20 protein-coding genes and 1 pseudogene are annotated in these 20,217 nt (G+C 73.0%); 9 read left to right on the forward strand and 12 right to left on the reverse strand.

All coding sequences use genetic code 11. The features are described from left to right. Positions 1–21 precede the first annotated feature (21 nt). Positions 22–126: pseudogene (locus IEZ01_RS34965) on the reverse strand (SAM-dependent methyltransferase); the annotation flags it as partial. 47 nt (positions 127–173) lie between these two features. Here IEZ01_RS34965 and IEZ01_RS15890 point away from each other — a divergent pair. Continuing rightward, positions 174–857: a pyridoxine/pyridoxamine 5'-phosphate oxidase gene (locus IEZ01_RS15890; RefSeq protein WP_019887194.1), complete on the forward strand. Its 684-nt coding sequence runs from the start codon at positions 174–176 to the stop codon at positions 855–857. A gap of 611 nt (positions 858–1,468) precedes the next feature. Here IEZ01_RS15890 and IEZ01_RS15895 read toward each other — a convergent pair. Continuing rightward, positions 1,469–2,215 (reverse strand): SDR family NAD(P)-dependent oxidoreductase, encoded by a 747-nt coding sequence (locus IEZ01_RS15895; protein WP_019887195.1) that lies wholly within the window; start codon positions 2,213–2,215, stop codon positions 1,469–1,471. Positions 2,216–2,318: 103 nt separating this feature from the next. On the opposite strand from IEZ01_RS15895, the gene IEZ01_RS15900 reads away from it, so the two are divergent. Together IEZ01_RS15900 and IEZ01_RS15905 are read left to right on the forward strand one after the other, a co-directional pair. Next, positions 2,319–2,951: a TetR/AcrR family transcriptional regulator gene (locus IEZ01_RS15900; RefSeq protein ID WP_019887196.1), complete on the forward strand. Its 633-nt coding sequence runs from the start codon at positions 2,319–2,321 to the stop codon at positions 2,949–2,951. 35 nt (positions 2,952–2,986) lie between these two features. Then, complete coding sequence (locus IEZ01_RS15905; protein WP_028797650.1) at positions 2,987–3,235, forward strand: SCO4226 family nickel-binding protein; 249 nt, start codon at positions 2,987–2,989, stop codon at positions 3,233–3,235. Positions 3,236–3,250: 15 nt separating this feature from the next. Here the strand turns inward: IEZ01_RS15905 and IEZ01_RS15910 are convergent, their stop codons facing one another. Then, a complete protein-coding gene (locus IEZ01_RS15910) occupies positions 3,251–3,655 on the reverse strand; it encodes a Zn-ribbon domain-containing OB-fold protein (protein ID WP_189202236.1) in 405 nt (134 codons plus the stop codon). Then, on the reverse strand, positions 3,655–4,104 hold the full coding sequence (locus tag IEZ01_RS15915; protein ID WP_019887201.1) for a hypothetical protein: 450 nt from the start codon (positions 4,102–4,104) through the stop codon (positions 3,655–3,657). The genes IEZ01_RS15910 and IEZ01_RS15915 overlap by 1 nt, the downstream gene beginning before the upstream one ends. 148 nt (positions 4,105–4,252) lie before the next feature. Here IEZ01_RS15915 and IEZ01_RS15920 point away from each other — a divergent pair, with 148 nt between their 5' ends. The 3 genes from IEZ01_RS15920 (at position 4,253) to IEZ01_RS15930 (ending at position 8,809) form a co-directional block, all read left to right on the forward strand. Further along, the gene (locus IEZ01_RS15920; RefSeq protein ID WP_189202238.1) at positions 4,253–5,437 is read left to right on the forward strand and encodes a flavin-containing monooxygenase; all 1,185 of its coding nucleotides are present in this window, start codon (positions 4,253–4,255) and stop codon (positions 5,435–5,437) included. Positions 5,438–5,700: 263 nt separating this feature from the next. Beyond that, positions 5,701–7,923: an acetate--CoA ligase family protein gene (locus tag IEZ01_RS15925; RefSeq protein ID WP_019887203.1), complete on the forward strand. Its 2,223-nt coding sequence runs from the start codon at positions 5,701–5,703 to the stop codon at positions 7,921–7,923. Between the two features lie 61 nt (positions 7,924–7,984). Continuing rightward, positions 7,985–8,809, forward strand: coding sequence for an enoyl-CoA hydratase/isomerase family protein (locus IEZ01_RS15930; RefSeq protein WP_189202239.1), 825 nt, complete (start codon positions 7,985–7,987; stop codon positions 8,807–8,809). Between the two features lie 220 nt (positions 8,810–9,029). Here the strand turns inward: IEZ01_RS15930 and IEZ01_RS15935 are convergent, their stop codons facing one another. After that, the gene (locus IEZ01_RS15935) at positions 9,030–9,647 is read right to left on the reverse strand and encodes a phosphoribosylanthranilate isomerase (RefSeq protein ID WP_189202241.1); all 618 of its coding nucleotides are present in this window, start codon (positions 9,645–9,647) and stop codon (positions 9,030–9,032) included. 209 nt (positions 9,648–9,856) lie between these two features. Between IEZ01_RS15935 and IEZ01_RS15940 the strand changes: the two genes are divergently transcribed. Further along, a complete protein-coding gene (locus IEZ01_RS15940) occupies positions 9,857–10,447 on the forward strand; it encodes a flavin reductase family protein (protein WP_189202391.1) in 591 nt (196 codons plus the stop codon). 25 nt (positions 10,448–10,472) lie between these two features. Here IEZ01_RS15940 and IEZ01_RS15945 read toward each other — a convergent pair whose 3' ends face one another. Beyond that, entirely contained in the window at positions 10,473–11,327 is an 855-nt protein-coding gene (locus tag IEZ01_RS15945; RefSeq protein ID WP_189202243.1) for a hypothetical protein, read from the reverse strand. Between the two features lie 114 nt (positions 11,328–11,441). Continuing rightward, the gene (locus IEZ01_RS15950) at positions 11,442–12,770 is read right to left on the reverse strand and encodes an MFS transporter (RefSeq protein ID WP_373287621.1); all 1,329 of its coding nucleotides are present in this window, start codon (positions 12,768–12,770) and stop codon (positions 11,442–11,444) included. 71 nt (positions 12,771–12,841) lie between these two features. Between IEZ01_RS15950 and IEZ01_RS15955 the strand changes: the two genes are divergently transcribed. Beyond that, positions 12,842–13,879, forward strand: a complete 1,038-nt coding sequence (locus IEZ01_RS15955; RefSeq protein WP_189202245.1) for a GlxA family transcriptional regulator — start codon at positions 12,842–12,844, stop codon at positions 13,877–13,879. Here the strand turns inward: IEZ01_RS15955 and IEZ01_RS15960 are convergent. From IEZ01_RS15960 to IEZ01_RS15975, 4 genes are all read right to left on the reverse strand, one after another. Next, on the reverse strand, positions 13,775–15,031 hold the full coding sequence (locus tag IEZ01_RS15960; protein WP_040875510.1) for an MFS transporter: 1,257 nt from the start codon (positions 15,029–15,031) through the stop codon (positions 13,775–13,777). The genes IEZ01_RS15955 and IEZ01_RS15960 overlap by 105 nt on opposite strands. A 71-nt stretch (positions 15,032–15,102) precedes the next feature. Next, positions 15,103–16,152, reverse strand: coding sequence for a Zn-dependent alcohol dehydrogenase (locus tag IEZ01_RS15965; protein ID WP_189202247.1), 1,050 nt, complete (start codon positions 16,150–16,152; stop codon positions 15,103–15,105). Next, on the reverse strand, positions 16,149–17,297 hold the full coding sequence (locus tag IEZ01_RS15970) for an acyl-CoA dehydrogenase family protein (RefSeq protein WP_019887219.1): 1,149 nt from the start codon (positions 17,295–17,297) through the stop codon (positions 16,149–16,151). Before IEZ01_RS15970 ends, IEZ01_RS15965 begins: the two co-directional genes overlap by 4 nt. 199 nt (positions 17,298–17,496) lie before the next feature. Then, on the reverse strand, positions 17,497–18,405 hold the full coding sequence (locus tag IEZ01_RS15975) for an SDR family oxidoreductase (RefSeq protein ID WP_189202249.1): 909 nt from the start codon (positions 18,403–18,405) through the stop codon (positions 17,497–17,499). A gap of 83 nt (positions 18,406–18,488) precedes the next feature. Here IEZ01_RS15975 and IEZ01_RS15980 point away from each other — a divergent pair, with 83 nt between their 5' ends. After that, complete coding sequence (locus tag IEZ01_RS15980; RefSeq protein ID WP_019887221.1) at positions 18,489–19,415, forward strand: cyclase family protein; 927 nt, start codon at positions 18,489–18,491, stop codon at positions 19,413–19,415. 187 nt (positions 19,416–19,602) lie between these two features. Here IEZ01_RS15980 and IEZ01_RS15985 read toward each other — a convergent pair whose 3' ends face one another. Next, positions 19,603–20,073, reverse strand: coding sequence for an ATP-binding protein (locus tag IEZ01_RS15985; protein WP_028797654.1), 471 nt, complete (start codon positions 20,071–20,073; stop codon positions 19,603–19,605). Positions 20,074–20,217 lie beyond the last annotated feature (144 nt).

Here is a 20,217-nt window from a genome sequence, read left to right on the forward strand (position 1 = left end):
TCAGCGCGGCTCCCCGGTAGGTCAGCGCGGTTCCCCGGCCGGTTCCCGTGCCTCGATGAGGAAGCGGGTGGAGTGGGCCACGAACGGCCCCTCGGCCACGATCCGCTCATGCGGCTCCCGCAGCCGGTGGGGGCGGGTGCGGCCGCGCGGGTCCGGGGGCGAATGATGGGGGCATGACCGGATCCGGTGATGACCTCGCGGCCCGTTTTCAGCAGACCCTCCGCTCCCTGCGGGTGTGGGACACGGAGCTGCCCTCCTTCGACCCGGCCGCCGTGCCCGACGATCCGCTCGCGCTGTTCCACGCGTGGTTCGTGGCGGCCGCGGAGGCCGGGCAGACCGAGCCGCACACCATGTCGCTGGCGACCGTCGACGAGCACGGCCGGCCGGACGTACGGACGCTGATGCTGCACGGCGCCGACGAGCGGGGCTGGCACTTCGCCTCGCACGCCACCAGCGCGAAGGGCCGCCAGCTGGCCGCCCGCCCCGAGGCGGCGCTCGGCTTCTACTGGCCCGCGCAGGGCCGCCAGATCCGGGTCCGGGGCCAGGTCACCACCGGCACCCCCGAGGAGGCCGACGCCGACCTGCGGGTCCGCTCCACGGGCGCGCTGGCCTCCGCCCTCGTCGGCCACCAGAGCGAGGTCCTCGACTCCCCCGAGACCCTGCACCAGGCAAGCCAGTCCGCATGGGAACGCGCCCAGGCGGACCCTGACGCCCGCTCGGCGACCTGGACGACGTACGCCCTCGCGGCACGCGAGGTCGAGTTCTTCCAGGGCGACGACCGCCGCCGCCACATCCGACTGCGCTACGTCAGCGCCGCGGGGGGCGCGGGCTGGACGCGCCACCTGCTCTGGCCCTGACCGTCGGCCGCGACGGGGACGGGCGCCGGGCCCGGTCGGTGGCCGCACCGCCTCGCCCACCTCATCCGGCCCGCCCGGCCGGGGCGGTCGGGCCGGGGCGGTCGGGCCGGGGCACGACCGGGTACCCAGCCGACAGCCGCACGGCCTCGCCCGGCGCGCCGGGCGGTCGCCCGGGCCAAGACCAGGCATCCCGACGGCAGCCGCACGGCCTCGGCCACCTCAACCGGCCCGGCCCGGGGCGGTCGGGCCGGGGCACGACCGGGTACCCAGCCGACAACCGCACGGCCTCGCCCGGCGCGCCGGGCGGTCGCCCGGGCCAAGACCAGGCATCCCGACGGCAGCCGCACGGCCTCGCCCGGCGCGCCGGGCGGTCGCCCGGGCCAAGACCAGGCATCCCGACGGCAGCCGCACGGCCTCGGCCTGCACGCCCACGGGGACACGACCGGCCGACCCCGCACACCGCCCGCAGCCGCACGAGCCCTCGCCCGATGCGCCGCCGAGGCCGGCGCCCGAGCCACCACCCGGCATCCGCCCGCAGCCGCACGGGCCCTCGCCCGGCGCGCCGGCCCGGCGGGCGCTCCGGCCGTCACACGGCGCCCGCCGCCGGCCGCTCAGGCGTTCGTGCCCGAGTCCACCGTGAACGACGCGCCCGTGACGCCCCGGCCGGCCGGGCCCGCCAGGTAGGCCACCGTTGCCGCTATCTCGGCCGGGGCCAGGTAGCTGCCCAGTGCTGACAGGCTTCGCTGGGTGTCGGCCAGTTCGCCGTCCGCCGGGTTCATGTCGGTGTCGGTGGAGCCGGGCTGCACCAGGTTGACCGTGATGCCGCGCGGGCCCAGTTCCCGGGCGAGCGCACGGGTCATGCCGCTGAGCGCCGACTTGCTCATGGAGTAGAGCACGCTGCCGGCGAAGGGCACCCGGTCCGCGAGGTTGCTGCCGATGCTGATGATCCGGCCGCCCTCCGGCAGGTGCGCCAGCGCGGCGCGCGAGCCGAGGAAGACGGCGCGGACGTTGACCGCGAGCGTCCGGTCGACCTCCTCCAGGGAGATGTCCTCGACCGGGCCGAAGACGCCGATCCCGGCGTTGTTGACCAGGATGTCCAGCCGCCCGAGTTCCGCCGCCGTCCGCTCGACCGCGGCCTCGACCGCCCGCGCGTCCGCCGAGTCCGCCTCGATCGCCAGCGCGCGCCGCCCCAGCGCCTCGATCTCGGCCACGACCTCCTGCGCCTTCGCCTTGGAAGAGGCGCTGGAGTGGGTGAGTGCAACATCCGCGCCCTCCGCCGCCAGCCGGCGCGCGACCGCCGCCCCGATCCCCCTGCTGCCACCCGTCACCAGCACGACCTTGCCCGCGAGCTCGCTCACGCCACTCCCCATTTCTATGTTGATCAGCACAGAAATGAGATCACGCCCCGACCGGCCACGTCAAGGCATATATTTACTGACCGACACAGAAAAAGGAGGGAGCATGGCCGGCCGCGGACGCCCCCGGAAGTTCGACCGCACGACAGCCCTCGAACGCGCGATGGAGGTGTTCTGGCAGCACGGTTACGAGTCGACCTCGATGACCGACCTCACCACCGCCATGGGCATCAACTCCCCCAGCCTCTACGCCGCGTTCGGCTCCAAGGAGGAGCTGTTCCGCGAATCCGTGGCGCTGTACGACGCCACCGAGGGCGCACCCTCCTCGCGTGCGCTCACCGACGCCCCCACCGCCCGCGCCGCCGTCGAGGCGCTGCTGCGGGCGAACGCCCGCGCCTACACCGAGAGCGGCCGCCCCAGCGGCTGCATGATCGTGCTGGCCGCCACGAACTGCTCCGACGCCAACGCGCCCGTACAGGACTACCTCGCGCAGTGGCGCAGGAACGGGCTCCAGGAGCTGACCCGCCGCCTGGACCAGGGCGTACGGGACGGCGACCTCACCGAGGGCGCCGACACCGCCGCCGTCGCCGCCTTCTACACCACCGTGGTCCAGGGCATGTCCGTCCAGGCCCGCGACGGCGCCACACGGGCGGACCTGGAGCGGATCGCGGAGCGAGCGATGGCGGCCTGGGACGCCGTCACCGCGCCGCCGCCGCTCATGGCGCGCACCATGGAGTGAGGGAAGGAAACAGACATCCCGGAGGTGTGGATTCCATGGGCACGTACATGGATGTCCATCGCGGCATGGTGGGCATAACGGCCGAGCAGCTCAACGAGGCGCACCAGGCGGACCTCGCCATCGAGAAGGACGAGGGCGTGCACTTCAGGCACGCGTGGGCGGACCCGAAGTCCGGGACGGTCTACTGCCTGTCCGACGCACCGTCGGCGGAGGCCGTCCAGCGCATCCATGAACGGACCGGGCACGCGGCGGACGAGATCCACCCGGTGCCGCTCGCGGTGTGACGGGAGCCCGGGCCCTCAGCGCGCGGCCGGTCCGAAGACGGGCACGGCGACGCCCTGCGGGCCCTCCTCCCGGAAGGTGGCCTCCAGGTCCATCCCGATCCTCAGGTCTCCTTCCGGGCACCCGACGATCTCGGTCATCATCCTCGGCCCCTCGGCCAGATCCACGACCGCGGCCGTGTAGGGCGTCCGCGCGCCGAACGGCGGCAGGTCGTTCCGGTGGACCACCGACCAGGTGTAGAGCGTGGCCCGGCCGCTCGCCCGCTCCCAGGTCACGCTCTCGCTCCAGCAGTACGGGCAGAACTCGCGCGGGTAGTGGTGGGCGCGCGCGCAGTCCCGACAGCGCCTGATCAGCAGCCGCCCCTCGGCGGCGGCGTCCCAGTACGGGCGGGTGAAGGCGTCGATCTCCGGTACGGCGGTCATCAGAAGAGCCCGATCGCGTGGTCGAGGGACCAGGTCTGCCAGGACATGGCGAACAGCGCGACGAGGGAGATCAGCGCCATCATCGCGTTCTGTCCCTGCTCGGCCCAGTCGTGGATCATCAGGGTCAGGTAGAGCAGGTTGAGCAGCAGGCCCCCGACGAGCGCGACGGGCGTGAGGAAGCCGACGACCAGGCCGAGCCCCAGGGCGAGTTCGGCGTGGACGACGACGTACGCCATGGCCTTCGGGCGGGGCGCGACCACCCGGTCGAAGCCGGCCCGGACCGCGGGCCACTTGTGCTTGGCGGCCACGTCGGCGGCCCAGGCGATGCCCGTGCCGCGCTCGAGCCAGCCCTTCTTGTCCTTGTGGCGCCAGCTCTCCAGCCACCACAGACCGAGGCCGATACGGAGGACGGCGAGCCATTCGCCGCCGGTGAGCCAGACGGTCTGCATCCCGGACCCCTTCCCACTCATCTGACGGTACGTCAGTTCAGCGGATGGCGCCCCGCGGCGCAAGGGGCGTGCGGGCGTGATCGATTCGCAACCGAACCCCCTCTCGGCCGAGACCCATCAAGTGAGCACGCCGTTACGCTGAGCATCCATGGACAGAACCACCGACGACAGACCCGTCTATGTGATCGGCGCGGGACCCGGCGGCCTCGCCGTCGCCGCCGCACTGCGCCGGCGGGGCGTACGGGCCGTCGTGTTGGAGAAGTCCGACGCCGTCGGCGCGTCCTGGCGCGGCCACTACGACCGGCTGCGGCTGCACACCACCCGGCGGCTCTCCGCGCTGCCGGGCATGCCCATACCCCGCTCCTTCGGCCGCTGGGTCTCCCGCGACAACCTGGTGCGCTATCTGGAGACCTACGCCGACCTGCACGAACTGGAGATAGTGACGGGCGTCGAGGTCTCCCGTGTCGAGCGGGCCGAGCCGTCCGGGCAGCCCGGGAGCCGGGGCCCGGAGTGGGTGCTGCACGCGACCGGTGGGCGGCGGCTGACAGGACGCGCGGTCGTGGTCGCCACCGGCTACAACCACACCCCCCGCCTGCCGGAGTGGCCCGGTCTCCCTTCGTACGAAGGGGAGTTCCTGCACGCGTCCTCCTACCGCAACGCCGCGCCGTACGCCGGCAAGGACGTCCTGGTCGTCGGGGTGGGCAACACCGGCGCCGAGATCGCCGTCGATCTCGCGGAGGGCGGCGCGGCGCGGGTACGGCTCGCGATCCGTACCGCCCCGCACATCGTGCGCCGCTCCACGGCCGGCTGGCCCGCGCAGCGCAGCGGCATCCTGGCGCGCAGACTGCCGGCGTGGTTCGTGGACCGGGCCGGTGCCGTACTGGGCCGGATCTCCGTGCCCGACCTGTCGGAGCGCGGGCTGCCCCGCCCGGAGACAGGGCTGTTGTCGCGGGCGCGGCAGGGGGCTGTGCCGGTCCAGGACGTGGGGCTGATCGCCGCGGTAAGGATCGGCCGGGTCGAACCGGTCGCGGCCGTCGAGGCGTTCAAGGACGGCAAGGTCGTCCTCACGGACGGCGAGCACCTCGCCCCGGACGTGGTGATCGCCGCGACCGGCTACGAACGGGCCCTGGAGGGCCTGGTAGGCCATCTGGGCGTGCTGGACGAGCGCGGCCGCCCGCTGGCGCACGGCGGGCGCAGCCCGGCGGGGGCTCCGGGGCTGTACTTCACAGGCTTCACCAATCCGATCAGCGGCATGCTCCGCGAACTGGCCATCGATGCCCGGAAGATCGCCACGGCGCTGGCCCGGACGGCCAGGACGGCCAGGAAGTCCTGACCGCCCGGCCCGCCCCACTCACACCGGTGCGTTGAACCCGCTCCAGCCGGCACCGGTATGGCTGAACAAGTGACTTCCCCCAGGGGGAACGGTCGGGCACGGTGGGGAGCATCGCGCGACCCCAAGACGGTCGGCCGACTCGAAGGTTGTGCGCGGTCACGCACAACACCTTTACCTGCACGACCGGTTCCTGACATGTCGTCAGTTCGCTAATCTGACTATGCGTCAGTTCAGTGTTGCCGACGAGCAGGAGCGGGCGGACGATGCTTGGATCAACCCACGGCACCTTCACCACCGATCTCCGCGCCCGAGTGGTCGCCTGCGGAGAGCAGCCCGGAACCGCCGTCCACGGCGTGGCCGCGGCCGAGGGCGATCAGGACGTCAGCGGCCGGCCGCTCTACGTCCCCGTCCCCGACCTGGACCGGTTCTTCCGGCCCGAGTCCGTGGCCGTCGTCGGGGCCTCCGACGCCGAGGGCCGCCCCAACACCGGGATCACCAGGCAGCTGATCGCCTGGGCGGAGCGTGTCGGGGCGCGGCTGCACCCCGTGCACCCGACCCGCGCCTCGGTCTTCGGCGTCGACTGCGTGCCGTCCGTCGCCGACCTCGCCGACCCGGTCGATCTGGCCGTCCTGCTCGTCGCCGACCCCCTTCCGGTCGTCGAGGAACTCGCCGAGGCCAAGGTGAAGTTCGCCGTGGCCTTCGCCTCCGGGTTCGCCGAGACCGGTGACGCCGGGGCGCGGGCCCAGGACCGGCTGTCCGCCGCCGTGCGACGGTCAGGGCTGCGCCTGCTCGGCCCGAACACCAACCTCAACGCCTTCGAGGAGTTCCGCGACGACCTGGACGGCCCCGCGATCGCCCTGATCACCCAGTCCGGCCACCAGGGCCGCCCGGTCTTCACCCTCCAGGAGCTGGGCGTACGGCTCTCCCACTGGGCGCCCACCGGCAACGAGGCCGACCTGGAGACCGCGGACTTCATCTCGTACTTCGCCGAGCGCCCCGAGGTCGGGGCCATCGCCTGCTACGTGGAGGGCCTCAAGGACGGCCGCTCCTTCCTCCTCGCCGCCGACCGCGCCGCCCGCCGGGGCGTGCCCGTGGTGACGGTGAAGGTCGGCCGCACCGAGGCGGGGGCCCGGATGGCCGCCTCACACACCGGCAAGCTGACCGGCGCCGACCAGGTCGTCGACGCGGCCATGCGGCAGTTCGGCGTCATCCGGGTGGACGGTCTCGACGAACTCCAGGACACCGCCGCCCTGCTGGCCCGCGCCCGGCCGCCGGCCGCGGAGGGCGTCGTGGTGTATTCGATCTCGGGCGGCACGGGCGCGCACTTCTCCGACCTGGCCACGGCGGCCGGCCTCACCCTGCCGACGCTGAGCCAGGACCGACAGGACGAACTGCATCAGTGGATACCCGGCTATCTGAGCGTGGCCAATCCCGTCGACAACGGCGGCCACCCGGTCGGCGACTGGCGCGGCCGGAAGATCATCGACGCGATCCTCGCCGACCCGTCCGTCGGTGTCCTCGTCTGCCCCATCACCGGCCCCTTCCCACCGATGAGCGACAAGCTGGCGCAGGACCTGGTGGACGCGGCGGAGACCACCGACAAACTGATCTGCGTGGTCTGGGGCTCCCCGGTCGGCACCGAGGACGCGTACCGCCGGACCCTGCTCGGATCGTCGCGCGTGGCAACCTTCCGTACGTTCGGCAACTGCATCACCGCCGTCAAGGCCTACCTGGACCACAGCCGGTTCACCACCGGCTACCGCTCCCCCTTCGACGAGGCGCCGCGCACACCGTCCCCGTCCTTCCGCAAGGCTCAGGCACTGCTGCGCCCGGGCCACCGCCTGAGCGAACACGCGGCGAAGCAGCTCCTTCGCGCCTACGGCATCCGCGTACCGCGCGAACAGCTGGTGACCAGCGCCGCGGCGGCGGTCCGGGCGGCCGGTCTGGTCGGCTACCCGGTGGTGATGAAGGCGTCCGGCGCCCAGCTCGCCCACAAGACCGAACTGGGCCTGGTCAAGATCGGGCTGACCTCGGCCAGCCAGATCCGCGACGCCTATCGCGAGCTGACCGACATCGCCCGCTACGAAGGCGTCGACCTTGACGGGATCCTCGTCTGCCAGATGGTCGAGCGGGGCGTCGAGATGGTCGTGGGCGTCACGCAGGACGCCCTTTTCGGCCCGACGGTGACCGTCGGCCTCGGCGGCGTCCTGGTCGAGGTCCTCGCCGACACCGCCGTACGCGTACCGCCCTTCGGCGAGCAGCAGGCCCGGGCGATGCTCGCCGAGCTGCGCGGGCGGGCCCTTCTGGACGGCGTCCGGGGCGCGCCCCCGGCGGACGTGGACGCGCTGGTGGAGGTCGTGCTGCGGGTGCAGCGGATGGCGCTCGAACTCGGCGGCGACCTGGCCGAGCTGGACATCAACCCCCTGGTGGTGCTGGAGCGCGGCCAGGGCGCGGTGGCGCTGGACGCGCTCGCCGTGTGCCGCTGACGGCACGTACCCGGATCGCGCCCGCCCGCATCGGACCCACCCCCATCGGAGCCGCTGGACCATGACTTCCTCCCCCGAAGAATCCACGAACTCGCCTGAGTCATTGGTACTGCACGCCACTGACAACGGCGTCTCGTGGATCACCCTCAACCGTCCCGACGCGATGAACGCGGTCACCTGGGACCAGCGCGAACGGGTCATCGCGCTGCTCGCCGACGCCTCCGCCGACCCGGCCGTGCGGGCGGTCGTCCTCACCGCCACCGGCAAGGGCTTCTGCGCCGGCGCCGACCTGCGGGGCGCGCCGTCCACCGGCCGGGAACGGGTGACCGGTGACATCGCCCGGACCATCCGGCTCGGCGCGCAGCGCCTGATCGGAGCCGTACTGGACTGCGAGAAGCCGGTGCTCGCGGCCGTCAACGGCACGGCGGCCGGGATCGGGGCGCATCTCGCCTTCGCCTGCGACCTGGTGCTGGCGGCCGAGTCGGCCACGTTCATCGAGGTGTTCGTCCGGCGCGGCCTGGTGCCGGACGGCGGCGGGGCGTATCTGCTGCCGCGTCTGGTCGGCCCGCAGCGCGCCAAGGAGCTGATGTTCTTCGGCGACGCGCTCCCGGCGCCCGACGCGCAGCGCATGGGCCTGGTCAACCGGGTAGTCCCGGCCGGTGAGTTGGAGAAGACGGCCCGCGCCTGGGCGGAGCGCCTGGCCCAGGGCCCGACCCGCGCGCTCGCCCTCACCAAGCAGCTGGTGAACGCCTCCCTGGACACCGACCGGGCCACGGCGTTCGCCGCGGAGGCGATGGCGGTGGAGACGACGATGACGACGCGCGACGCGAACGAAGGCGTGGCGAGCTTCGTGGAGCGCCGTACCCCCGACTACCGGGGGTTCTAGGGGGCCGCCGGCCCCAGGGACCGGCCGCCCCCTCAGGCACCCGGGCCGCCGGCCCCCAGGGCTGGCACTCCGGAAAGGACCCTCGGCGCCCAGTCCACTGGCCCCCGGCGCTCCGGAGCGGCCCCCTCAGGTCCCCGGCCGCCGGGCCCGCGGGACTCCGCGGACGGGACTCCGCAGATCCCCCTCACGCGCCCAGCCCCGGGCTCCCAGCCCGGGCCCCTCACGCGCCCCGGGCCGCGCGGATGAACGACTCGATCAGGTCCGGGCTCTTCACACCCCGGCTGACCTCGATACCGCTGGAGACGTCCACGCCCCAGGGCCGTACGGCGCGCACGGCGCCCGCGACGTTGCGCGGGTCAAGGCCTCCGGCGAGGAGCCAGGCCTGTCCCGGCTCCGGGAGCCGCTTGCCGGAGTGGTCCCACACCTCGCCCGCGCCCGGAACGGGGGCGTCGAGCAGCAGGATGTCCTCGCCGCGCTCACCGTGGCGGGGCACCTCGCCCCGCACGGCGACCCCACGGATGAGCGTGCGCCCCGCGGGCCGCAGGGCGTCGTAGAAGGCGAGGTCCTCGTCGCCGTGCAGCTGCACGGCGCGCATCCCGGTGGCGTCCAGCAGCTGCCGTACGTCCTCGATCGGCTGGTTGCGGAAGACCCCGACGGTCAGGATCCCCTCGGGCACCCGCTCGGCGAGGCGCCGCGCGGTGTCGGCGTCGATCCGCCGCGGGCTCTCGGCGAAGACAAACCCGATGGCATCCGCGCCCGCCTCGACGGCGGTGTCCACGTCCCGCTCGGTCCGCAGACCACAGACTTTGACGAACAAGGACGTGCCTGACGTGCCCATTTCCGCTGCTCCAAGCGCTCGCGACCGGCCGGGCGGTGTGCTGCCCCGGCCCCCACGCTAACCCTTGCGCAGGACCTCCAGGCCCGGATCGAACTCGTCCCCCGTCACGAGGAAGAGCTCGGGCCGGCCGGACTCCCCGGCGACCGCCCCCACCCCTTCCTATCTGACGATCCGTCAGCTTCAATGGAAGGGTGATGGGACACGCCGGGATGGCGGCCACCGCCGTCCGCTACCTCAGTTCGGTCGGTGCGCCGACGGCCCACGCGCGCGTGGAGGCACTTCCGCGGCCCGATCTGCGGGCCGTAGGGGAGGACGAACGGCCGCCGGTCGACCCGGCCGAGTTCCGGCGCGTCCTTGGCAACTTCGCGAGCGGGGTCACGGTGATCACCGCGTACGACGAGGAGGGGCCGGCCGGCTTCGCCTGTCAGTCGTTCGCGTCGCTGTCGCTCGACCCGCCGCTCGTCGCCTTCATGGTCGCCCGTACGTCGACGACCTGGCCGAGGATCGCCCGGGCCGGGGTGTTCTGCGTGAACGTCCTGGGCGCCGGTCAGGGCGCGCTCTGCCGGGGGTTCGCGGTGAGCGGTGCGGACAAGTTCGCAGGGGTGGACCACCGGCCCGCGCCCGTCACCGGATCGCCCCGGCTGGCCGGAGTGCCCGCCTGGGTCGACTGCGCGATCCACGCCGTGCACACGGGCGGCGACCACCTGATCGTGGTGGGCCGGGTGGAGGCCCTCGGCGCCGAGGACGAAGGCGAGCCGCTCCTCTTCCACCGGGGACGGTTCGGCCGCTTCAGCGCCTGACCTGCGCCGCAGGCGAGCGGGCCTCTCAGCGCGTCAGGACGAACCAGTCCGGCGAGTCCGGGTCGCCGACCTCGTAGACCAGCTTGGGCTCCGCCTCCGTCCCGCTCACCCGCCACGGCCCGTACCAGCAGTCCCCGATCGAGACGTGGAGCTTCTGGTCCCAGGTTTCCTCGGTGTCCTCGGCGGACTCGTAGCGCCAGGTGCCCTCGCCGACGCACCCCTCGTGGTGGGTGTCACCGCGCCAGGTGTCCAGGGGCGCCCCGGCCGCCCGCGCGGTGCCGTCCTTCTCCAGGCGCAGGGTGCCCTTGCCGTTGCTGGTCCAGATGCCCGTCACCCCGGCCTCGCCGAGGTGCGGGGGACGGTAGAGGCCGACGAGGCCGGTGGCGTACACCGCCGTGCCGAGGGCGAAGATCAGGGCCGAGACCAGCGCGCCGCCGCCGTACACCCGGCCCTGCCACTTCGGCCTGCGGCCCAACGACAGCTGGCCGCCCGCGAGATGGGCGACCAGGGCCGCCACGGACAGGCCGAGCGTCACCAGCAGCCAGCAGGCGACCGCTTCCCCGGGCGTGAGACCGAACGCGAAACGGAGCATCTCGTACCCGGCCGCCACCGGCACGGCGGCGGCGACGGCGGCCGGCACGGGCAGCCACCACCACACCTCCCGGCCCGTGAACCGCCGCCCGAGCCACTCGCCGGCCACGGTCACCAGCAGCGCGACGAGCGCGCCGACGGCCGCGAACGGCAGTCCGAAGCAGAAGATGGCGGGCATCTGCACCAGGAAGAAGGACGGGTCGTCCGGCCGCCGGTACGCCTCCTCGTCGAGTCCCGTGAAGGCCAGCACCTCGGCGGCCAGCACGGCCTCGACCAAGAGCACCGACATCGCCAACAGAAACGGCGCCGAGCTCGCGCGCCGCGCCGTCGTCCCCGTCATCCGGATCACCCCTCCCACCAGCGATCTTCCCGCCGGCGGGACGGGCGTCCGACACCGCCCCGGCTATGCCATGGCAGTCGCCGGCCGCCGCCGGATCACCAGCGCCATCAGCGCCGCCGCCGCGCACAGCGCCCCGGAGGCGTACCAGACGACGTTGTACGAGCCGAAGAGGTCCCGCGCCACACCACCGGCGAAGGCGACCACCGCCGCGCCGACCTGGTGCGAGGCGAGGACCCAGCCGAAGACGATCGCCGAGTCGTCGCCGTAGTGCTCCCGGCACAGGGCGATCGTCGGCGGGACTGTCGCCACCCAGTCCAGGCCGTAGAAGACGATGAAGAAGACCATCGGCGGGTGGACGCTCGGCGCGAGCAGCAGCGGCAGGAAGAGCAGGGAGATCCCGCGCAGCGCGTAGTAGACGGCGAGCAGCCGCCGGGCGTCGAAGCGGTCGGTGAACCAGCCGGAGGCGATCGTGCCGACGATGTCGAAGACACCGATGACCGCGAGCAGCGAGGCCGCCGCCGTGACGGGCATGCCGTGGTCGTGGGCGGCCGGCACGAAGTGGGTCTGGATCAGGCCGTTGGTGGAGGCGCCGCAGATCGCGAAGGTGCCGGCGAGCAGCCAGAACGGGCCGGTGCGGGCGGCCTGGAAGAGGACGGTGACGGCCCGTCGGGCCGCGCCGGTGACGGGCGGCGGCTTGGGCACGAACTCCTTGGCGCCGTAGGGCGCGAGGCCCACGTCGGCGGGGTGGTCGCGCAGCAGCAGCCAGACGAAGGGGACGACGGCGAGCGCGGACAGGGCGACCGTGACGGACGCGGGCCGCCAGCCGTGGTTCGCCACGATCCAGGAGAGCAGCGGCAGGAAGACGAGCTGGCCGGAGGCACCGGCGGCGGTCAGGATGCCGGTGACCAGGCCCCGGCGTTCGGCGAACCAGCGGGTGGTGACGGTCGCCGTGAACGCCAGCGCCATCGAGCCCGTGCCGAGGCCGACGAGCAGACCCCAGTAGGTGATCAGCTGCCAGGACGAGGTCATGAAGACGGAGAGCCCGGAGCCGACCGCGATGACCGTCAGGGCGACGGCGACGACCCTGCGGATGCCGAAACGGTCCATCAGGGCGGCGGCGAACGGCGCCGTCAGACCGTACAGCGCGAGGTTCACCGAGACGGCGAACCCGATCGTGCCGCGTGACCAGCCGAACTCGCCGTGCAGGGGGTCGAACAGCAGCCCCGGCAGGGAACGGAAGGCTGCCGCTCCGATGATCGTGACGAAGGCGACGGCGGCGACGAACCAGGCGCGGTGGACACGGGAGACGCCGTGGACACGGGAGGCGTGCGGGGCCGGCCGGGCGGGCGGGGGAGACAGCGGATCGGTACGGGAGTCGGTTGTCTGGGTCACGACAGACAGCTTCGGGGCGGCGGCCGGACGCGACCACTGGCCCGAATGACAGCTTTCGATAGGATCGGGCCATGGCCGGATCCCGAAAGCACCGCCCCCACCGACCGCACCGCATCGCCGTCCTCGCCCTCACCGGGCTGCTCCCCTTCGAGCTCGGCATCCCCCACCGCATCTTCGGCCGCGCGAAGGACAGCGCGGGCCGCCTCCTGTACGAGATCGTCACCTGCGCGCCCACCGCCGGGCCGGTCCGTACCGACGCCGACTTCGCCATCCAGGTCGAGCACGGCCCGGAGGCTCTGGCCACCGCGGACACGGTGATCGTCCCCGCCTCGTACGAACTGGGGCCGGTGTACGAGGAGGGGCGGCTGACCGCCCCGCTGGCCGCGGCGCTCGCCCACATCCGGCCGGGCACGCGCCTGGTCTCCATCTGCACCGGCGGGTACGTCCTCGCCGCCGCGGGCTACCTCGACGGGCGCCGGGCCACCACCCACTGGGCGGCGGCCGAGCACTTCCAGCGGATGTTCCCGGACGTCGACGTCGACGCGGAGGTGCTGTTCATCGACGACGGCGACGTCCTCACCTCGGCGGGCGTCGCCGCCGGGATCGACCTCTGCCTGCACATCGTGCGCCGCGACCACGGCTCCGCCGTCGCCAACGACGTCGCCCGCCGGACCGTCGTACCCCCGCACCGCGACGGCGGCCAGGCCCAGTACATCGAGCGGCCGCTCCCCGAGCCAGGCACCCACTCCACCACCACGGCGCGCGCCTGGGCACTCGCGCATCTGCACGAGCCGATCCAACTGCGCGATCTGGCCGAGCAGGAGGCGATGAGCGTACGGACCTTCACGCGCCGCTTCCGCGAGGAGGTGGGGGTGAGCCCGGGGCAGTGGCTCACCGCCCAGCGGGTCGAACGGGCCCGCCGGCTGCTGGAGTCCAGCGACCTCTCGATCGACCAGGTCGCCCAGGACGCCGGCTTCGGCACGGCCCAGTCGATGCGCCAGCACCTACAGGCTGCGCTCGGTGTCCCGCCGACGGTCTACCGCCGCACCTTCCGCAGCGAAACCCTTCGCAGCGGCACCGGCCTCTCCGGAGGCGTCCGGCAGGCGTGACATCCGCCGCTCCCCCACCGCGCCGATCAGCGCCAGGAGCACGGTGAGTCCCACGCCGACCATGATCGCCGTGGACGGTGCCACGACACGCAGCAGAGCACCCGCGAGGGAGCCGGTGGCGGCGTAACCGGCGCCGACGGCCGCGTACATCACCGAGTACCCGGCGGCCAGCGCGCTCGACGGGAGCACCTCACGGAGCGTCAGGTTCCGGGCCAGGCTGGAGGGTGCCTGGAGCAGTCCGGCGGCCACCAGCGCGGCGCCCATGGCGACCGTCCCGGGCAGTACGGCGACGAGTGTGACGCCCGCGGAGACACCGAGGAGCAGCACCAGGCTCTGGGTGGGCAGCCGGCCCGGCCAGCCGCGCAGCCCGTACACGAACGCGCCCACCGCCGAGGCGATCGAGAACCCGGCGAGGAGCGGTCCCGCCCAGCCGATGCCGATGGACCGCTGTTCCAGGAGCGCGGGCAGGATCAGTTCGGTCAGCGCCAGCAGGGACAGGCTCGCCGCGCCGGTCACGTACACCGGCCAGGCGCGGGCGATGAGCCGGACCGTGGACTGCCCGTCCAGGTCGTCCGGGCCCGTCTGCCAGCCGGCGGGCAGCGCCCACAGGCCGGCGACGGAGACCGCCATCAGGGCGCCGGCAAGCAGCAGCGGCACGTACGGGGCCGTGCCGAGCGCGAGGCCGGTGGCGATCGCGGGCGCGGCCGCCCAGATGATGAAGGTGAGCATCGATTCCAGGCTCAGCGCCTGGGCGACCGCGCGTTCGGGAACCATGCCGGTGAGCAGGGCGCGCGTCGCGCCGGGCGCGGAGGCGGGTGCGAAACCGGCGAGGAACGCGAACGCTCCGAGGACGACGGGGTGCGCGCCGGGCAGGAGGCCGAGTCCGGTGAAACCGGCGGCGCCGGCGGCCAGTCCGACGGCCACATGGGGGCGCGGCCGGTCGGGCCGCAGCCGGGTACCGAGGAGGGGGGCGCCGATGACCTCGCCGATGACGTAGACGGCGGCGAGGACGGCGCCGAGGGTGTAGCCGCCGGGCCGCTCGCGGACGACGAAGACCAGCGCGAGAGGCGCCATGGCGACGGGCATGCGGGCGGCGACGACGACGGCGCACCATGTCAGGACGGGCCGGGTGGCCAGCTCTCGGTAGGACATGGCCATGACCGTAGCCCTCGTACGGTCATGGCCGCCTCGGAAATTTCGCGCCGGAAGGCCGCCGGAGCGCCTCAGAAAACGAGCACTCCCCGGGCGACCCGGCCCTGGTGGGCGTCGTCCGCCGCCTTCGCGAAATCCTCCACGGGATACGTCTCGGTCACCAGCTCGTCCAGGAGGAGCCGCCCGTCCCGGTACAGGTCGGCGTAGAGCGCGATGTCCCGCTGAGGCCGCGAACTTCCGTACCGGCAGCCCAGGATGGACTTGTCCAGGAACATCGCGGCGGGCGCGAACGACGCCTCGGCGGTCGGTGCGGTCATGCCGAGCAGGATCGCCTGCCCGTGCCGGTCGAGGAGGCCGACGGCCTCCCGGACCAGGCCGGTGTGGCCCACGCACTCGAAGACGTGGTCGGCGCCGGTGGGCAGGATCTCCCGGACGGCCTTGGTGGACGGCAGGAAGTGCGTGGCGCCGAAGCGCCGGGCCGTCTCCTCCTTCGCCGGGTTGGTGTCGACGGCGACGACGGTGGAGGCCGCGGCGATCCGGGCCCCTTGGAGGACGTTGAGGCCGATCCCGCCGGTGCCGATGACGACGACGGTGTCGCCGCGGTCGACCTTCGCGCGGTTCAGTACGGCTCCGACGCCGGTGAGGACGCCGCAGCCGATCAGGGCGGCGGAGGTGAGCGGGATGTCGTCGGGGATCTTGACGGCCTGGACGGCCTTGACGACGGTACGTTCGGCGAAGGCGGAGTTGGACGCGAACTGGTGGAGTGGGCGTCCGGCGCGGCTGAAGGGCTGCCGGGGCATGCCGATCGCCTTGCGGCACATCGTGGGCCGGCCACGGTCGCAGTCCGCGCACGCCCCGCAGTTGGCGAGGGTGGACAGCGCCACATGGTCGCCCGGCGCGACATGGCCGACGCCCGGCCCGACCGCCGCGACCACCCCGGCGCCCTCGTGGCCGAGGACGACCGGCGCGGGGAAGGGAATTGTCCCGTCGATCACCGACAGGTCGCTGTGGCACAGTCCGGCCGCGGCGATCTCGACCTGGACCTCGCCCGGGCCCGGATCCCGTACTTCCAGGTCGTCGACGACCTGGACCCGCGTCCCGTCGAACACGACGCCTCTCATCGCGGCTCCTTCGGTAGGCCGAGTATCCGCTCGGCGATGACGGTGCGCTGGATCTCGTCCGAGCCGCCGTAAATGGTGTCGGCCCGGCTGAACAGGAACAGGCGTTGCAGCTCGTCGAGTTCGTACGACTCCGACCACGGGCCGGGTCCGGCGGCGCCGGCGGGCCCTTTCACCTGCATGGCCAGCTCGCCGAGGCGCTGGTGCCAGCGGCCCCACAGCAGCTTGGCCACGTTCGGCGCGCCGGCGGCTTCCGGGCCGGGGGTGGCGCCGCCGCCGAGGGTGCGCAGGGCGTTCCAGCGCATGGTGCGCAGTTCGGCCCACTGGCGGACGAGGCGGTCCTTGAGCACGGGGTCGTGGACGGCGCCGCTGTCGACGGCGAGCCGGACGACCTGGCGGAGCTCCTGCTCGAACCCGATCTGCTGGGCGAGCGTGGATACCCCGCGCTCCAGGGCGAGCAGGCCCATGGCGACGGTCCAGCCGTTGCCCTCGCCGCCGACGACGTCGTGGGCCTGGGCGAGGGCGCCGTCGAAGAAGACCTCGTTGAACTCGCTGGTGCCGGACATCTGGCGGATGGGGCGTACCTCGATCCGGCCCGGCTGGTCCATGGGGACGAGGAGGAAGGAGAGGCCGTGGTGGCGCCGGGAGCCTTCCTCGGTCCGTGCGAGGACGAAGCACCAGTCGGCGTCGAGGGCGAGGGAGGTCCAGATCTTCTGCCCGGTGACGCGGTAGGCCCCGTCCCCGTCCCGTACGGCCCTGGTCCGCAGGGCGGCGAGGTCCGATCCGGCGCCGGGCTCGCTGTACCCCTGGCACCAGAGCGTCTCGCCGCGGGCGATGCCGGGCAGGAAGCGGTCCTGCTGCTCCTTGGTTCCGTACGCGACGAGCGTCGGCGCGAGGAGGTTCTCGCCGATGTGGCCGAGCCGGGCGGGGGCGGCGGCGCGGGCGTACTCCTCGGCCCAGACGACCTGCTGGGTGAGGCCGGCGCGCCGGTTGCCGTACCCCTCGACACCCCACCCGATCCCGATCCATCCCCCCTGCCCGAGCTCCCGCTCCCAGCGGCGCGGGTCGTCCCCCGGGGGGTGCGCCCGCAGCCAGTCACGGGCCTCCTGCCGAAAGACGTCCTCGCCGGTCCCGAACCCGAAGTCCACGTACGCCTCCTGTAGTGGGGCGGTCGATTCCCCCCACCCCGCCCCTTCCCGAAACCCTGCCGGGGGCTGGTGGGGCACGCGGCCCGGGGCGGTGCCCCCGGCCCCGGGCCGATGCGGCAGCTTCGCGCCGCGGGCGCTGGGGAAAGGCCCCACGCCCGGTCGGCACCACCACGGCGCGGCAGCTTCGCGCCGCCGCCCCCTACCCGTTCGGCCGTGCGCCCTCCGCCGCCCTGGCCATTTCCTCCAGGCGGGACAGCATCGGCATCGGGTCCACTCCGACCGTGCCGGGGAGGAAGTCCGCGATGCGTTCGGGGGTCCAGGGTGCTTCCCCGTAGGCGGCGCGGAGTTCTCTCGGCTGGGACCAGACCGCGATCTTGGGGCCGGCGATCGTGTAGACCTGGCCCGTGATGCGTTCGGCGTGGGCGCGGTCCGAGAGGAGGTAGACGACGAGGGCGGCGACGTCCTCCGGGTCGCCGATCTCCTTCAGCTCCATGGGGACGTTCGCGGACATCCGGGTGCGGGCGACCGGGGCGACCGCGTTCGCCGTCACGCCGTACTTGTGGAGGCCGAGGGCCGCCGAGCGGACCAGGGAGATGATGCCGCCCTTGGCGGCCGAGTAGTTCGCCTGGGACACGGAGCCCTGGTGGTTGCCGCTGGTGAAGCCGATCAGCGTGCCGGAGCCCTGCTTGCGCATCACCGCCGACGCCGCGCGGAAGACCGTGAACGTGCCCTTCAGGTGCGTCGCGACGACCGGGTCCCACTCCTCCTCGGACATGTTGAACAGCATCCGTTCGCGCAGGATGCCCGCCACGCAGACGACCCCGTCGATCCGCCCGTACCGCGCCAGCGCCTCGTCGACGACCCGCTGTCCGCCCGCCATCGTGGAGATGTCGTCGGCGACCGCGACCGCCGTCCCGCCCGCCGCCTCGATCTCCTTGACGACGCCGAGCGCCACCTCCGACGTCGGCTCACCGCCCTCGATCGAGACGCCGTAGTCGTTGACGACGACCTTCGCGCCCTCGGCGGCGCAGGCGAGCGCGACGGCCCGGCCGATGCCCCGCCCCGCGCCGGTGACGGCGACGACCTTGCCTGCCAAGAAGTTCCCCACGCCTGGCCCCTTCCCGGAGTTTCTGACGGACCGTTAGATTTTATGGGCCCTCGGACACCCCAGCACAAGACCCAGGAGACCGGATGTCACTTCCCGCCGCGTTCCACGACATCGCCAAGCGCGTCAACAACTGGGGCCGTTGGGGCCAGGACGACGAGCGGGGCACGCTCAACCTCGTCACCGACGACGTGGTCAGGGCGGCCGCCGCCACCGTCAGCAGCGGGCTGCGTGTCCCCCTCGCGCTCCCGCTGACCCAGGACGGGGTGCAGACCGGGATGATCCCGGGCCGGGTCAACCCCCTGCATGTGATGGTGCAGATCAATCAGGAGCTGTTCGGCCCCGGCACGGTCGCCACCAGCGACGACGCCGTCACCTTCGGGCTGCAGGCGGCGACCCACTGGGACGCGCTCACCCATGTCTCGCACTCGGGGAAGATCTACAACGGCCGCCCGGCCGACTCGATCACCCCGCACGGCCGCAGCGCCTTCAGCGGCATCGACAAGGCCCGGCACATCGTCTCGCGCGGCGTGCTGCTCGACGTGGCCGCCGCCAAGGGTCTCGACCGGCTGCCGGGGGATCACGCCGTCACACCTGAAGATCTGGACGAGGCCGCCGAGTTCGGCCGGGTCATGGTCCGGGCCGGGGACATCGCGCTCGTACGGACGGGGCAGGTGCGGCAGTATCTGGCCGGGGACAAGCACGCCTACGCCTTCCCCTCGCCCGGTCTTTCGATCCGGACGCCCGAGTGGTTCCACGCGCGCGATGTGGCCGCCGTCGCCAACGACACCCTGACCTTCGAGATCTTCCCGCCGGAGATGGAGAATCTGTGGCTGCCCGTGCACGCCCTTGATCTCGTGGAGATGGGCATGCTCCAGGGGCAGAACTGGAATCTCGAAGAGCTGTCCACAGCCTGTGCACAGGAGGGTCGTTACGCCTTCCTGCTGTCGGCGATGCCCGAGCCGTTCGTGGGCGGTACGGGCACGCCCGTCGCCCCGGTCGCGATCCTCTGAACGCACGAAAAGCTCTCATGGGTGGCGGCGCGCACATGCGCACCCCGAGCACGGCACGGCGGCCGCCACCCCGCCGCGACCCGCACTCGTCGAGGGCGAAGCCCTCGTCGTCCCCTCGCAACGAATCGCTCACACAAGGGTGATCAACCGGACACGCCCCGTCAACCGTTGGTCGGGGATTTCGCCGTTACGCGTGACGTGTGACGGCGCACGAGGGCTCGTACGCGCCCGGCTCGCGCAACCGTGCGGTCACCACCGGCGCGCCCCGGTCGACCTCGCACCAGATGCTCTTGCCGGTGCCTTCGGCCTGCCAGCCCCACCGGTCGGCGAGGCCGTCGACCAGCGCGAGGCCCCGGCCGTTGGTGTCCTCGCCCTCGGCGTGCCGCTGGAGCGGCGGGCGGGCGCTGGCGTCGGCGACCTCGACCCGTACGGTCCCGGCGTCGGGGGCACCGCCGAAGAGCATCCGCAGCACGGCCGGGCAGCCCGTGTGCACCACCGCGTTGGTGACGAGTTCGGAGATGAGCAGCACCAGCGTCTCGGCCAGCGGCTCGTCATCCCCTATGCCTGAACCGGCGAGCCTCGAACGCGCCCACCGCCGGGCTCGTCCCACCTCTGCCGGGTCCGGCCCGACCTCCAACTGAACCTGAAGCACCTGCACCGCTCACACCATCCGAACCGGCGGACACATCGCCTCGCGCCTCACAGCCATCACGGAATGTGATTTCCTTGTGAGACAGCATGGTTGACGTACAGTCACCGCAACAAGCGCTTCGGGCATATTCCAGCGCGAAGGAGTACTTGT

It is taken from the genome of Streptomyces purpureus, from assembly GCF_014648195.1.
Lineage (GTDB): Bacteria > Actinomycetota > Actinomycetes > Streptomycetales > Streptomycetaceae > Streptomyces > Streptomyces purpureus.